At 65.5% G+C, this 13623-nt stretch carries 12 protein-coding genes; 5 read left to right on the plus strand and 7 right to left on the minus strand.

Going from position 1 to position 13623, the window contains the following annotated elements; genetic code table 11:
* Positions 1–135: 135 nt before the first annotated feature.
* From JCM7686_RS23735 to JCM7686_RS22130, 3 genes are read right to left on the minus strand one after another with little or no spacing between them, the layout of a single operon-like run.
* The gene (locus JCM7686_RS23735) at positions 136–2304 is read right to left on the minus strand and encodes a M23 family metallopeptidase (RefSeq protein WP_020953247.1); all 2169 of its coding nucleotides are present in this window, start codon (positions 2302–2304) and stop codon (positions 136–138) included.
* Positions 2305–2310: 6 nt separating this feature from the next.
* Positions 2311–3630 (minus strand): hypothetical protein, encoded by a 1320-nt coding sequence (locus JCM7686_RS22125; protein ID WP_020953248.1) that lies wholly within the window; start codon positions 3628–3630, stop codon positions 2311–2313.
* A 13-nt stretch (positions 3631–3643) separates the two neighbouring features.
* Positions 3644–4081, minus strand: coding sequence for a DUF1036 domain-containing protein (locus JCM7686_RS22130; RefSeq protein ID WP_041528370.1), 438 nt, complete (start codon positions 4079–4081; stop codon positions 3644–3646).
* A 132-nt stretch (positions 4082–4213) separates the two neighbouring features.
* Between JCM7686_RS22130 and JCM7686_RS22135 the strand changes: the two genes are divergently transcribed.
* From JCM7686_RS22135 to JCM7686_RS22155, 5 genes are read left to right on the plus strand one after another with little or no spacing between them, the layout of a single operon-like run.
* Entirely contained in the window at positions 4214–4678 is a 465-nt protein-coding gene (locus tag JCM7686_RS22135) for a hypothetical protein (protein ID WP_020953250.1), read from the plus strand.
* Between the two features lie 12 nt (positions 4679–4690).
* A complete protein-coding gene (locus JCM7686_RS22140) occupies positions 4691–5335 on the plus strand; it encodes a MotA/TolQ/ExbB proton channel family protein (protein ID WP_020953251.1) in 645 nt (214 codons plus the stop codon).
* Positions 5336–5338: 3 nt separating this feature from the next.
* Positions 5339–5815: an ExbD/TolR family protein gene (locus JCM7686_RS22145; protein ID WP_020953252.1), complete on the plus strand. Its 477-nt coding sequence runs from the start codon at positions 5339–5341 to the stop codon at positions 5813–5815.
* A complete protein-coding gene (locus JCM7686_RS22150) occupies positions 5812–6213 on the plus strand; it encodes an ExbD/TolR family protein (RefSeq protein WP_020953253.1) in 402 nt (133 codons plus the stop codon). Before JCM7686_RS22145 ends, JCM7686_RS22150 begins: the two co-directional genes overlap by 4 nt.
* Entirely contained in the window at positions 6210–7322 is a 1113-nt protein-coding gene (locus JCM7686_RS22155) for a hypothetical protein (protein WP_020953254.1), read from the plus strand. Before JCM7686_RS22150 ends, JCM7686_RS22155 begins: the two co-directional genes overlap by 4 nt.
* Before the next feature lie 12 nt (positions 7323–7334).
* On the opposite strand, the gene tssH is transcribed toward JCM7686_RS22155, so the two are convergent.
* The 4 genes from tssH to tssE are packed head-to-tail and all read right to left on the minus strand — an operon-like array spanning position 7335 to position 13612.
* Complete coding sequence (gene tssH / locus JCM7686_RS22160) at positions 7335–10079, minus strand: type VI secretion system ATPase TssH (protein ID WP_020953255.1); 2745 nt, start codon at positions 10077–10079, stop codon at positions 7335–7337.
* 22 nt (positions 10080–10101) lie between these two features.
* Entirely contained in the window at positions 10102–11106 is a 1005-nt protein-coding gene (gene tssG, locus JCM7686_RS22165; RefSeq protein ID WP_020953256.1) for a type VI secretion system baseplate subunit TssG, read from the minus strand.
* Positions 11103–13013: a type VI secretion system baseplate subunit TssF gene (gene tssF / locus JCM7686_RS22170; RefSeq protein ID WP_020953257.1), complete on the minus strand. Its 1911-nt coding sequence runs from the start codon at positions 13011–13013 to the stop codon at positions 11103–11105. The genes tssG and tssF overlap by 4 nt, the downstream gene beginning before the upstream one ends.
* Complete coding sequence (gene tssE / locus JCM7686_RS22175) at positions 13010–13612, minus strand: type VI secretion system baseplate subunit TssE (protein WP_041528371.1); 603 nt, start codon at positions 13610–13612, stop codon at positions 13010–13012. The genes tssF and tssE overlap by 4 nt, the downstream gene beginning before the upstream one ends.
* Between the last annotated feature and the right edge of the window lie 11 nt (positions 13613–13623).

Below are 13623 nucleotides of genomic sequence, written 5' to 3' on the forward strand. Positions count from 1 at the left end.
AGTTCGAGAGTTTGCAGTCAAATTGCGCAAATTAGTCAGGCAGGAAAGCAACACTCACACAGGCGCGCAGTGATGACGCTAGGGAAGGATCAGGCCGAAACTCGCTTGGGGAGAATTGATGTTTTCAAATTCTTCTCAGGGTTGTTTCGGTGCGAGAATCGCATCCATCAGCGCCACGAACCGCTCGACCTCGGGCGAGGCTTTGACCGGCATCGCCTCGGGGACAGCCGCGCTCACCCCGGTCGCCGACATCTTGCGCGCGGCCCAGTTTCGCAGATCGGCGATCGTATAGCCCGAAAGGAAGGGGTTCGCGCTGACCACGCCCTGCCCCATGACATCGCCGACGCGCGCCTCGGGATCGGCGCTTAGGACCTGACTGGCGCCAAGCGGGCCGAGAAAATGCGCAAGATAGAGGTTGCCCGGCGTGATCTGATGGCCACGCGCGCGCAGGAAAGCCTCGTTTTCCTGCGCCAAGGCCCGCACCATCTGGCGCGACAAGGCCGGTTCGAGGCGCAGGTCCAGCAATTGGCCGCGATCCATGCTTTGCACCAGATCGGGACGATAGGTGCTCATCATCCGCAGCCAGGTGCCCTCGATGAACTGGCCAAGGCCGGTCGCGGTCGAGAGCGGGTTTTTCGCCGCCACATTGCCGCCGCTTTCGACATGGATGATGCGCGAAATCAGCAGCTCGACCGCATTCGAGGCCAGCACCTCGGTGCCGCCGGTCAGATAGGGCACGGGATCGACCGGCTTGCCGGATTTGGTCAGCTGGAAGGTCAGCCCCGCCCCCGAAGCGACCTTGCCAAGCATCGCCCCGCCCGCCAGATCGGCCCCCGGCCGCACGGCGGGATCGAGATCCGCAAGCCCGAGATAGAGGCTCGAGAGCCCATCGGCGTGGTCGATCCGCACGGTTGAACCCGCCGCATCGGCTCCGGTCACTTCGGCGACCCGGCCCGCCGTCACGCTGGACACCGCAGCTCCCTGCGGCGCCTGCCAGACGACCACGCCGCCCTTGCCCCCGGCGGGGGGCGAGAAGCGCGTGGACAAGACCCCCGACACCGGCGTTGCCATGCCGGGTTGATCGGCCACCACCACCCGCGCGCCCGGCGCATAGCATTCATAACCGCCCTCACGACGCGGCACGACATAGCAGCTTTTCGTCCCCGAGGGCCCGGTCACGCCAATGAACAACACCTGCCCCGCCGCATCCGCGCCCGGTCCGGGGCGGTTGGCATAGACGAGCTTCAGCTGATCGCCCTCGGCGGCGAAGGCATCGAGATCCTGCACTTTGGCCATCAGCGCAATCGCCTCGCCGATGACCGGGCTGGGCACGCCATTGCGCAGCGCGGCGGAATAGATCACGTCGAGCAGCCGGTATTGCGGGCGATCGCCAGCCTCATCGTCCTCGCCGGATTGGTCGAGAAGCGGCTGATCGGTCCAGGGATCGGCGCCGGTCACAAGCTGGCCCGCCGCCCCGACCGCGAGCGAGCCGACATAGCGCCCGGACTCGTAAAGCGAGAGCTGCAAGACCTCGCGCGCGCCCGCCTGAAGCCGGTAGCGCAGCGCCAACAGCGAACCGCGCGGCAGCTCGGGCCTGATCTGCAATTGCGCGACCATCCGCGCCTGAACCCGCTCGGCAGTGGTGCGATCAAAGCCATTATCGGTCAGCAGGGTCACGATGTCCGAGGGCACGCGGATTTGCAAAAGCAGGTCCTGCCACAAGGGGCTTCGCATCCCGGAATCGCGAATGAAGGCGACGCTTGAGCTTTGACGACCCTCGGCATCGACGCTGACCCCGGCCCCGTCCGGCAGGCCCGCCGCGCCCGAGGCGTTCAGCTGGCGGTCGCGGCTGCGCTCGGCCTGAAACAGCGCGAATTCCTCGCGCGTGGTCGGCAAAGCGGCGACGAGACGGCGGCCGCGCTGGTAAAGATCCTCGGCCACGAGCGTCAGCCGGTCGGGCGCGGGCTGACCGACGCGGATCGGGCTGAGCTCGGTCGGGCCAGAGAGCTGGCGACCGGCCTCGTCGCTGGCCTCTTCGCCGGGGATGATCATCGGATCGCCCGCGATATCGGTGAAGGCATCGCCACGCACCACCGGCGCAATGTCGAATTCGCTTTCGGTCTGCACGATCTGCTGATCGAGATCGCCGCCGTCGACCGCGCGTCCGGGTAAAAAATGCCAGATCCCGGCCCCCGCGCCGACCAGAGCCAGCGCCAAAGCCGCCCCCCGCACCAGCCCAAGCCGCTGCCGCCTGCGCCGCGCGCCAGAGCCCATTTTGCGAAACTGCGGATCGATGTCGATCATGGCGCGCTACCGGAAAAGCCCGGTTCCCCCGAAGCTCGGACCGATCCGGGGCCGGGTGGGCTCTGGCGCCTGCGGCCGAGGCGCGCGGCCTGCGCCCGAGGGGCGCGCCTGCGTGCCCGCCGGGGCCGTGGTCCGCCGCGTCCCGGCGCCTGTGCGCGCGGGCGTGTTGCGATCGGGCTGGGGCTGAACCGCAACCGGCGTCGTCGCGGCAGGCGGCGCCGGGCAGGTCAGATCCGGTCCCGCCAGAATGGCGCGATAGAGCGCGGCATCAGCGGCGGCTCCGGGCGAGGTGCCGCGCGCGGCCGCGAAATAGCGATCGACCGCCTGCACCGAGCCGCGCCCCCAGACGCCATCGACCGTGGTGCTATAGCAGCCCATGCGGCGCAGCTCGGTCTGAATGGCCGCGGCCATCTGGGCGGGCTCGGGGTCGAAGGCGCCCGCGTCGAGCAGCGTGCGATAGCGTGCGCCATCGGCGGCGCGCAGGCTGGCGCGCTCGGCATAGGGCACGCCCAAGGGCCCCCGCGCGGGCGCATCGGGAGCGCTCGCCACATCCGGCGCGGCAGGTGTTTCGCCGACGATGATCGCCGGGGCGGGCAGACCGCGCGCTTGCGGCTGGATGCTGCGATCGGCAGTCGTGCCGATCTGCGGCGCGGCCAGCACCGCTGGCACCGCCTCGGGAATGTCGCGGGGTCGGGCCGAGATCTCTTGCGCGACGATCCGGGGGCCGGTGTCGCGCTTGGGGCTGAGCGTGGTGATAACGATGCTGTCATGCGCGACCGTCTGGACCTCGGCCAGCTGGTTTGCCGCCGCCCGATCCTGCCGCCGCAGCACCACAAGCCCGGTTGCGCGCAGCTTGTTTTCCCAGCCTGCCGGATCGCCGGTCATCGCACCCAACACCGCCCGCGCGACATAGTCCGGCGCACAAGCCGCCGAGACCGGAAAGACCACCGTCCAATCACCGGATGCGGGCAACGCATCGGCGGTGACATCCATCCGCGCGCCACAGCCGTTCAGGACGACCACCGTGCCCGACTGGCCCAAAACCCCGGCCAAACCGATCTCTCCCGCCGGAGAGGCAAGGCGGAGCCCTTGCACATCGCGCTCAACCGGACCGGAGTAATAGATCACCTCTGGCACGGCAGACGCGCCCAGCCGATCTGCGGTTTCGCGACGCACGGCATCGCCGCGCTTCTTCCATTCGGCCTCGACCCAATCGAGATCCTGGCCACCCTGACGGCCCGGCACAATGACCAGATCACGGGCCAGCGCCGGGGTCGCGCCCAGAAGCGCGCACAGCAGCATTGCAAGGGAATGACGCAATCCCATCAGCTCGGCCCCATCAGCTCGGCCTCGGCGAGACGAAGACCGTCCAATCGCTTTGGTCGGTGGTATCGACCTCAAGGAAACGGGCATCGAGAAAGCCGCGCAGCAGGCAATCGCCCTGCCGCTCGATCACGAAACGACGCGTGCCGACGCAGAGCGGAATGGCGCCCGACAGCGCCTCTTTGCCGAAAACATCGGTGGCGAAGACATAGAGAAACCGGGTTTTCAGCGGCTCGCGCACCAAGGTCGCGCATTGATTCGGCGCGACTCGCCACCAGCCGCGCGTCACGAAATCATCGGCAGCCGCCTGTTCGGGGCCCGGCTGGGCGATCGCGATATTGAGCACATCATAGGATTGATTGCACAGCTTGAATGCCGCAAGCGCAGGCAGGCCAGAGACCAGCCACCCGGCGAGGACGCACCCCGACAGCACCGCTCCGCCCCCCAGTCTCATATCCGCGCGACTCGCCTCTTGGTAGATGACCTGTTGGAATTGAGCTAACATGTCTGGCGTGATATGTCGCCTCAAAAGGCCGCGCTTCGCGGTCCGGCCCTCCCCTCTCGGACCCTCATCGCAGGAGCATCCATGATCCGCGCGCTACTGACCCTGCTGCCGCTTGCGCTGGCCCCGTCGCTCTGGGGCCAGACCTCATGGGCCGACGAACCGGGCGGGCTGACGCTGGAACTTAACGCGGTGCAGGACAGCCCCCGGCAGAGTGAGGATCAGGCTCAGGGGCCCGGGGCCTGCCAGTTGACCGTCGTGACCACCAATGCCACCGGACAGGCCTTTGACCGCGCCGCCTGGCAGGTTGCGGTTTTTGACACAGGCGGCGTGGTGCGCGGCCTGCCGGTCTTGGATTTCGGCGCGCTGACCAGCGGCAAGACCAAGGTCGCGGTCTTTGAACTGCCCGGGCGTCCCTGCGCCGAGATTGGCCGCATCGTGGTCAATGATGTCGCCGATTGCCGGATTGCAGGCGGCCAAGAGGCCCCCGATCTGTGCCTCAACCACCTTGCCGCGCGCTCGCTGACCGCGATCGCCTTTGGACTGTGAGAAGACAAGAGCATGTTTCTGCCTGCGAATTTCGCGGATCTCACCGCGCCGACGATCATTGTTTTCATCTGCCTCGGCACTTTGTCGGTGATGACGGTCACGGTGGTGATCTACAAGATCCTGCAATTCCGCCGCATGGGTCTGGGCCGCCATCGGCTCGCCGATGACATCCTCGATGACTGGCTGAACGGGCGCCCGAACGAGGCGGTGCGCAAGGCCGGGACAAGCGACTCGGTGCTGGCGCGGGTGCTGAATGCGGTCATGTCGGGCTTGCGCGCCCGGCCCGGCGACAGCGGCTATGGCGAAGAGCTGGGTCGCCAGACCGCGCTTTTCGAGCTGACCGCAATGGGCACGCGGATGCGAATGCTTGAGGCGGTGGTTCAGGGCGCGCCGATGCTCGGGCTTCTGGGCACGGTCATCGGCATGATCGACGCTTTCGGCAATCTTGCCGCCTCGCAGCAGATGGCCGATCCGCGCCTGCTCGCGAACGGCATCTGGACCGCGTTGACGACGACCGCGCTTGGCCTTGCCATCGCGCTGGTCGCCTATTTCTTCGCCAACTGGCTGGAGGGCCGGATCGAGGATGAGCGGCTGACCATCGAAATGGTGATCTCGGCCGCGATCCATGGCCGGGTTGGCGCCGCGCAGGCGCGTTGAGCCATGGCGGGCGCAGAGACACAAGCGGTCCGCAAGATCGAGCTGCCGCGCTCGACCCGGCGGTATCGCTTTTCGCTGACGCCGCTGGCTGACACGATGTTCCAGCTTCTCGTCTTCTTCATGCTCTCGGCCAATATGGTGCCCTATTCGCTGCTGACCATCCGCACCGGCGCGCTGGCGGGGGGTGGCACGGGAGCCCAGACCGCCGCGAGCGGCACGGGCTCTGCCACGCCCGAGCTTGCCGATCCGAGTGCGACGGCGGTCTGGTCGGTGAATGCCGACAGCATCGTCGCGAATGGCCAGCGCTTCGGGCTCGACCGCATCCCGACGCTGGCCGAGGCGCTGCGCCAGCAGGGCACGGGCGAGGTGCTTCTGGTCTCGCAAAAGGGCGCGACCGTGCAGATGCTGGTCTCGATCCTTGAGATTCTTGCCGAGAACCAGATTACCGCCGTCCGCGTTGCCGATGGGGCCGCGCTGTGACCGTCAACCTGCCCAAACGCCGCAAGCTGATCGGCATCGACGTTTCGCTGGCGATCGTCAATATCGTGCTTTTGCTGATCTTTTTCTTCGTGGTCTCGGGGCAGGAGTTTTCCCAAGCGCGCGAAATCGACCTGTCCGAGACCTCGCGCCTGCCGCTTGATCGCCTGCCGAAGCCCATTCTGGTGATCGACCGCGCCGGAGGCTGGAGCCTTGACGGCACGCCGGTCGAGCCCGAGCTTTTGTCGCTCGCTTTGCCCGGCGTGGCCGAGGGAGGCGATCTCTTCCTGATGATCGACCGCCGCGCCCCCGCCAGCCAGTTGATCGCCGTCTTGAACCGGCCCGAGCTGAAGCCCTACCGCTTGCGGCTGGTGACAGTTCGCCAAGGCAGCGCGCCATGATCGGGGTCGAGACCGGGCGCAGCCGGACCCTGTGGCTGCTGGCCGGGGCGCTGTCTGTGGGGCTGCATGGCGCGGCGGTGGCGACCGCGCTGTACCAGCCGAGCCTGCCGGACTTCACCCGCCCCGCCCCGCCGCTGACCGATCCCGAGATCTCGGTCGAGGCGCTGTTGCCGGTGCTGACCCTGCCGGAAACCGCGCCCGATCCCGGAACAGATACGCCCCCGGATGACCCGACCGGCGGGCTTCAGACCCAGACGCTAACGCCGCTGACCGACACGGGGCTGACCGATACGGCTCTGGCAGGCGCGCCCGATGCTGGCAGCGCGCCCGAGGTCCTGCGCCCGCTTGATCTGGCGAGCGTCGCCAGCATCGTCTCGACCCCACCGACCGCACCAGAGGTCGCGAGGCCCGGCACAGGCGAGACGCTGGCGACAGTCGCGCCTTCGCCCCCGGAGAGCGCGCCGGGCCCAGAGACGGCCACGGCTTCGGGGCCGACCGATCCCCGGCTTGCCGCGCTGGTCGAGCGTGTTCGCGCGCGTCTGGAATCGGCTTGTCTGCTTGCCCTGCCCCGGATCGACGCCGATCAGCTCTCAATGAAGGTGCTGGCCGCCGATGACCGCGAGATCGGCGATTTCACCCGCCAGATCACCGAAGGGCTCGCCGCGCCGGTCGACAGCCGCCCGGTGCTGCTCGACAGTCGGCAATGTCCCGGCCTGACCTTCCTGCGCCGTAGCGCGGGCTATCCCGCCTATGCCCTGCCGATCCAGCTTGAGGCCGAGGATATCGCCAGCGGCAGCGCGGCGCGTGGCAGCATCGGCAATGGCGCGGGCTCTTACAACACGCTCCTCTTGATCGACGACAATGGCGTCGTGCAGGATCTGCGCCGGTTCCTGACGGTTCAGGGCGGCACCGTGACCTTTGACGTGCCAATGACGCGCAGCGGATCGGCGCGCGACACCAGCCAGATCCTGATCGCGATTGCCACCGCCGCGCCCTTGCAAAGCGTGAGCCAGAATGCCGGGAAGCTCGCGCAGGATTTCTTTCCCGCGCTCGCCGCCGAGCTGGGCGAGAACCCGCGTCTTGGGGTCAGCAGCCTTTACGTCCGCTGACCCGCCGCAAGCTTAAAGCTCGGCCTCGAGATCGGCGTCCACTTCGGCCTTTTTCGCGCGCTTCTTGCGGGCGGGCTTCTCCGCCCCAGCCTCAGGCGCAGCTTCGGCAACGGCGGGACGAGCGGCGCCGAAGACATAGTCATAGCCGCCGTCCTTCAGCTCGATGCGAACATCCTCCATCGCGCCGCCTTCGACCATCCGCGCCAGCACTTGCCGCGAGAGATCGGGCAGGATCGAATTGGTGATGATGTTATCAACCATCCGCCCGCCGCTGTCGGGATCGCGGCATTGCTCGACGATGTAATCCAAGACCGCGTCGCTATAGGACAGCCGCGCGCCATGGGCATCGCGCATCCGCTTGACGATCGCGCCGAGCTTGAGCCGGGTGATCCCGCCCAGAACCTCGCGGCTCAGCGGGAAATAGGGAATGGTGACGATCCGGCCCAAAAGCGCGGGCGGGAAGACCTTGAGCAGTTCCGGCTTCATCCGCGTATCCAAAACCTCGAGATCGGGCGTCGTTTCGCCACCCTCGGCCATGCGCATGATGACCTCGGTGCCGACGTTGGAGGTCAGCAAGATCAAGGTGTTGCGGAAGTTGATGGCACGTCCGTTGCCGTCCTCCATCATGCCCTTGTCGAAGACCTGAAAGAAGAGCTCATGGACATCGGGATGGGCCTTTTCGATCTCGTCGAGCAGCACGACCGAATAGGGTTTGCGCCGCACCGCCTCGGTCAGACGCCCGCCCTCGCCATAGCCGACATAGCCGGGCGGCGCGCCTTTCAGCAGGCTGACCGAATGGGCCTCTTGGAATTCGGACATGTTGATTGTGATCACATTCTGCTCGCCGCCATAAAGCTGTTCGGCGAGCGCGAGCGCAGTCTCGGTCTTACCGACGCCCGAGGGACCGGCGAGCATGAAAACCCCGATCGGCTTGTTCGGGTTGCCCAGACCGGCGCGGCTGGTCTCGACCCGTTTCGCGATCATCTGCAGCCCGTGATCCTGCCCGATGACTCGCTCTTTCAGATGATCGGCCAGACCGAGGATCGCCTGCAATTCATCGGCGACCATGCGGCCTGCGGGAATGCCGGTCCAATCGCTGATGACGCTGGCCACCGCCTGTTCATCGACATGGGCGTAAACCATGCGCTCATCGGGATGGGTCGCGGCGAGATCGGCCATTTTCGCGGTCATTTCGGCACGCACGGCATCGGCGTCGAAATCCTCACCCGCCTCTTCGGCAAGGCGTTTGCGCAGATCGACGATGGCATCGACCACCGCCTTTTCCTCCTCGAATTTCGCCTCGATTGCGGTGAGTTCCAGCGCCTTGGCGTCGCGATCCGCGCGTGCCTCGGCCAGACGGTCATCGGCACGCTCGCCCAGATCCTCGGCAGCGACCTTGGCGGCGATTTCCGTGTCCAGCGCATTGATCGCATCGCGCAGATCGGCGATGCGCGCGGGCGTCGAGGATTGGCTGACCGCGACCCGCGCGCAGGCGGTATCCAGCAGCGAGACCGCCTTGTCAGGCAGTTGCCGCGCCGGGATATAGCGCGCCGACAGCTTCACCGCCGCAATCACCGCCTCGTCGGAAATGCGAACCTTGTGATGGGCCTCCATCGGGCCAAGGATGCCGCGGATCATGTAACAGGCCTGCTCGATCCCCGGCTCGTCGACCTGAACCGGCTGGAAACGGCGGGTCAGCGCCGGGTCTTTCTCGAAATAATTGCGATATTCGGCCCAGGTCGTCGCGCCGATGGTGCGCAACGTCCCGCGCGCCAGCGCCGGTTTGAGAAGGTTCGCCGCATCGCCCGTCCCGGCCGCGCCGCCCGCACCCACCAGCGTATGAGCCTCGTCGATGAAAAGAATGATCGGGGTCGGCGAGCTTTGCACCTCGTCGATAACCGAGCGCAGGCGCTGCTCGAATTCGCCCTTCATGCTCGCGCCCGCCTGCATCGCGCCGATGTCGAGCATATGAAGCCGCATCCCTTGCAGCGCGGGCGGCACCTCGCCCGAGGCCAGACGCTGCGCGAAACCTTCGACCACGGCGGTCTTGCCGACACCGGCCTCGCCCGTCAGGATCGGGTTGTTCTGGCGGCGGCGCATCAGCACGTCGATGATCTGGCGGATCTCGTCGTCACGGCCATGCACCGGGTCCATCTTGCCCGCCGCCGCATCCGCCGTCATATCGACCGAGAAGCGGCCAAGCGCCGTCGTCGCGCTGTCGGGCCGCGTGCCGGTGCCCGCCGCCGTCAGCCCCGAGCCATCCATCGGCCGCAGCTCTTCCTCGACCGAGCCGGACCAGAGCTGGCGTGCCTCTTTGCCCAGCTGATCGACCGAAATCTCGGCGAAAACCGGGGAATACATCACCAGCTCGCGCCGCAGCCCGCCGTCGTTGAGCAAGGACACCAGCAGATGGCCGGTGCGGATCTGGGTCTCGCCGAAAAAGAGCGTGGCATAGGTCCAGGCGTGGTTGAGCCCGTCGGCCAGACTATCGGCAATGCCCGGCACCTCGGTCACGTTCTTCTTGAGCCCGGCCATGGCGCGATCGAGATCCTTGAGCACGCGGCCCCGATCCAGCTTCAGCTCGCGCAGGGTGACCGAGATGTCGCAATCCTGATCGGAGAGCGCATAAAACAGCCAATGACACAGCTCGACATTGCGGTTGCCCTCGCCGCGCGCATGGCGCATCGCCTGCAGAAAGGCGTCATAGCCCAGCCGGTTCATCTTGCCGGCAAATTTCTCGATGCTGATCGCGGTCATCTGCTGTCCTTCCCGTCGCCCGTCAGGCGGCCCGTTTCAATCCGCTGTCGAGCGCCAGCGCAAAGCGCGAGGCCTCGACAAATTCATCGGCCTTGGCCGCTGTCTTTTTCTTCTTCGCCTTGGGCTTGCGCGGCAAAGCCGCCATCCAGCCCAGATCGGCATTCTGCCCAAGCCGCGCGGGCGGGATCTCGGATTCCGGCAGGCTCAGGGCGACTTCGACATCATAGCCCTTGCCGAGATACCAAAAGACGAGGTTCGCCATCTGGCCGTAGCTTTCGGCGCCGGGCAGGAAGGCGCGATATTCCGCCAAGGTGCGCGCCCGGACATGCAGCCGGATCTTTTCGCCAACCGAGCGCACTTTCGCGCCGAGATAGGTCGAACGCCCAAGCGCGCCATTCTCGCCCAGACGGCTGAAATCCTCGGGGTCGAACTCCATCCACGAGGGCACATGTTCCTCGACATCAACCTCAAGCCCGAAGTAGCGGATGAGCATCTGCTGGAGGCGCACCGGGCTGCGCACCCGGCCGCCAAAAATCGACACCAGCGGCAGCCGCGCCAGATCCGGGAAGCGGTCATGGTCGAGAAAGGCGGGCGTGCCGATCCCCGACAAAGCCGCGACATAATCGGCGAAGCGGTCGCCTTCGGGATGGTCGAATTGGGTGATCGCATGGCTGTCGGACCAAGCCCGGAAGAAGAGCTGATAAAACCGGGTCGCGAAGATGTCGGTGAAGCGCACGAAGGCCTCTTCGCCGTCCAGCGTCCAGCGATAGGCCTCTTCGGTCGTGTTGAGCGGCAGAGCGCCGTTCTGGCCGAAAAACCCCATGAACTGCACGCGCAGATCCGGGACGCCCTTGCGGGTCTTCTCGGTCTCGGAGAATTCGGCGGTCGGGAAGGCCAGCTCTGGATCTTGCCCCAGACGCACGGCCTCTTCGGCGATCCGGCGCGAGCGCCCGATTGGCGGCTGCTCGGGATTGGTGCGCTCGAAACGGCGCAGCAGCGCAAGGAAACCGGCATCGCTCGCGATCATAAGAGCGGCCCCTTGCCGTTGCGGGGCGGCCAGCGCTTGATGACGCCGCGCTGCTGGCTGATCGTCACCGATTGGGTGAAGCTGTTCACATTGGCATATTCGGCAAAGAAGCGATCAAGCACCGCCGCCAGCACGATGATCCCCGAACCCTCGAAGGCGGCCTCGTCATAGGTCACCGAAATCTCGAGCCCGCGCGCCGGGAAATAGCCGTCCTCGCGCCGGATCGAGCGCACCACCGGCCGCGTCGTCAGCTCCTTGATCCCGGCAATCTGGGTCTCGATGCTGTTGTCGGACAGATCGGCGAACAAGGACACCAGCTCGCGCAGGGCCGAGGCGCTGTCGCCATCGCCGCGATCATCAAGCCCGAAATGGTTCAGCCCGAGATAGGAGATCAGCCGCCAATGGACCTCGCCCTGGGTCAGGCGATGCGGCCCCTCGCGGTCGATCTCGGTCATCGGCTCGCGCGGGCGAGTCGGACCTGCCACGCAGTCGAGCGAGACGCCGACGTCATTCGTCATCCGGAAATCATCCGAGCCCGCAATCGGCAGATAGGCGGGCAAATGGCGGTTCGAGCACAGCGTCTTGATATGCAGACGCTGCGCCCGCGCGCCGGGCTCGACCTCGGGCGGCTCGTAGATGGTGATATAGGTTTCCGTGCCGCGATAATCATGGCGCAACCCGGTCTGGCGCTCGCCCTCGGTCAGACGACGCGGACGGCGGCGGCTGGTGTAGAACATGACATTGCGCTGCGCGACCTGCCCCGGCGGCAGGCTGTAAAGCGGATGCAGCTCGACCCGCGTGCGCGCGGTGCCATAGCTCGCATAGACCTTGAGAATGCGCTGGACCTCGTAATGGGTCAGCGGCGAGCTGTCCGGCGTCACCACATATTCAAAGCGGCGATCATCGAGCCGGACCTGGTTCGAGCTTTCCTCGAAAAGATTGACCGCAGGCGCGCAGAAGAGCCGCAGATGCGTGCCGTCGACATGTTTGGCGAGCTCGTCATCGGCCCGACCGAATTCGATGATCAGCTGCGCTTCGCTGGCGCGGATGCGGCGTAAGATCTTCTGCAACCCGCTAAGCTTGAAGCCCAGAAACTTGCGCGGAAAGACGAATTGATCGCGCAGCAGGGAAAAGCCGCTGAAGAGCCGGTCATCGCGTTGAAAGAGGTTCTCATCGCGATTGAAACCGATCTGGCTGAGCGTCTCGGTCGGAATGCGCACAAAGACCGGATCGCCCTGCGCCGAGAGATAGCGCAGCGAAATCCGCAGACAATCGCAGTGGATCTGCTCGTAAAGCGCGACCGCATGAGGCATCGAGCCGGTCAGATGCACGGTCAGATCGTCGAGCTTGAGATCCGCCAAACCCGAGCCAGTCTGATGGCGCAGGTCGATCTGCAACCCCGCGCGGGTCTTTTCCAGCGGGTCTTGCCCCAGACTGCCCAGCACCGCCGGGCGGTCATGATAGGCCGCGCCGGTTAATTCGAGCGGCCAGATTTCTAGCGGCGCGCACAGGCTGAATTGGCAGGAGACGCGCTGATCGGCATCGCGAAACCGCGCATCCATATATTCGCCGGGCGCGAAATGCAGGCCCTCTTCCAGATCGCGGCGATCCGCAGCGACGCGCGCTTGAATCAGCATGACGCTGGGAATGGGTGCAAGCGCCTCGGGGAAAATCTGATCGAGAAGCTCTTGCGTGAAGCCGAGAAACTCTTCATCGAGTTTCAGCTGAACCCGCGCCGCCATAAAGGCGGTGCCTTCCAAAAGACCGGCAATCCAGGGGTCGGTGTTTTCGCGCAAAAGCCCGCCAAGCCGGTCGGCAAGGCCCGGATATTCCGCCGCAAATTCCGACGAGCGTTCATAAAGCAGCGCGAGCTCTCGGTTATAGGCGTCGCGAAAGGCCTTTCTCATGACTCGCCCTGCATTCTTTTCATCTGGATCTTGCCCAAGGATGGATCAACTTCGGCAAGAAATTCCATCGCAATATCCGACGGGCTTGAAATCATTTCTCCGGAGATTTCAAAGGTGACGCGTTGATCCGGGCTCGGATCTTCTTCGCGGACCCGCACGTCCAGCGTCTCGGAGCGCAATCTTGGCTCATTGCGGATCAAAGCGGTTCGGATCGCGCTGGCAATATCGCGCATCGTCGAATTGGATTTCCAGATCCCCTCGAGATCCTGAAATCCGAAATTGACAATGGATTCCTGCACATAGGGCGCATCGGTCAGATCACTGACCGTATCAAGCCGGATTGTATTCATCAGACTGGCAACATCACGGGCCAGATCTCGGCGCAAGGAGGCATCCGACGCCCCCTCGCGGCGCTTTTGGCTGCGCACGGTCACATCGCGCTCACCGTCGTGATAATGGCGTCCGGGATCGCGGGAATCCTTGGCTTCGGCGGCATCGCGAAAGACATGCATGATCGACATTTGCCGAAGTCCACCGCGTTCCGCAAATTCATAAAGCCCTTTGCGCGGGGTGCGTTCGAGATCAGCTTTCGTGACCATTTTCCTGACCG

The organism is Paracoccus aminophilus JCM 7686 (assembly GCF_000444995.1).
Taxonomy (GTDB): domain Bacteria; phylum Pseudomonadota; class Alphaproteobacteria; order Rhodobacterales; family Rhodobacteraceae; genus Paracoccus; species Paracoccus aminophilus.

Bases quoted from the DNA above. Each gene is read 5' to 3' on its own strand.
- JCM7686_RS23735 (WP_020953247.1), bottom strand. From the start codon at position 2,304: ATGATCGACATCGATCCGCAGTTTCGCAAAATGGGCTCTGGCGCGCGG.
- JCM7686_RS22125 (WP_020953248.1), bottom strand. From the start codon at position 3,630: ATGGGATTGCGTCATTCCCTTGCAATGCTGCTGTGCGCGCTTCTGGGC.
- JCM7686_RS22130 (WP_041528370.1), bottom strand. From the start codon at position 4,081: ATGAGACTGGGGGGCGGAGCGGTGCTGTCGGGGTGCGTCCTCGCCGGG.
- JCM7686_RS22135 (WP_020953250.1), top strand. From the start codon at position 4,214: ATGATCCGCGCGCTACTGACCCTGCTGCCGCTTGCGCTGGCCCCGTCG.
- JCM7686_RS22140 (WP_020953251.1), top strand. From the start codon at position 4,691: ATGTTTCTGCCTGCGAATTTCGCGGATCTCACCGCGCCGACGATCATT.
- JCM7686_RS22145 (WP_020953252.1), top strand. From the start codon at position 5,339: ATGGCGGGCGCAGAGACACAAGCGGTCCGCAAGATCGAGCTGCCGCGC.
- JCM7686_RS22155 (WP_020953254.1), top strand. From the start codon at position 6,210: ATGATCGGGGTCGAGACCGGGCGCAGCCGGACCCTGTGGCTGCTGGCC.
- tssH (WP_020953255.1), bottom strand. From the start codon at position 10,079: ATGACCGCGATCAGCATCGAGAAATTTGCCGGCAAGATGAACCGGCTG.
- tssG (WP_020953256.1), bottom strand. From the start codon at position 11,106: ATGATCGCGAGCGATGCCGGTTTCCTTGCGCTGCTGCGCCGTTTCGAG.
- tssF (WP_020953257.1), bottom strand. From the start codon at position 13,013: ATGAGAAAGGCCTTTCGCGACGCCTATAACCGAGAGCTCGCGCTGCTT.
- tssE (WP_041528371.1), bottom strand. From the start codon at position 13,612: ATGGTCACGAAAGCTGATCTCGAACGCACCCCGCGCAAAGGGCTTTAT.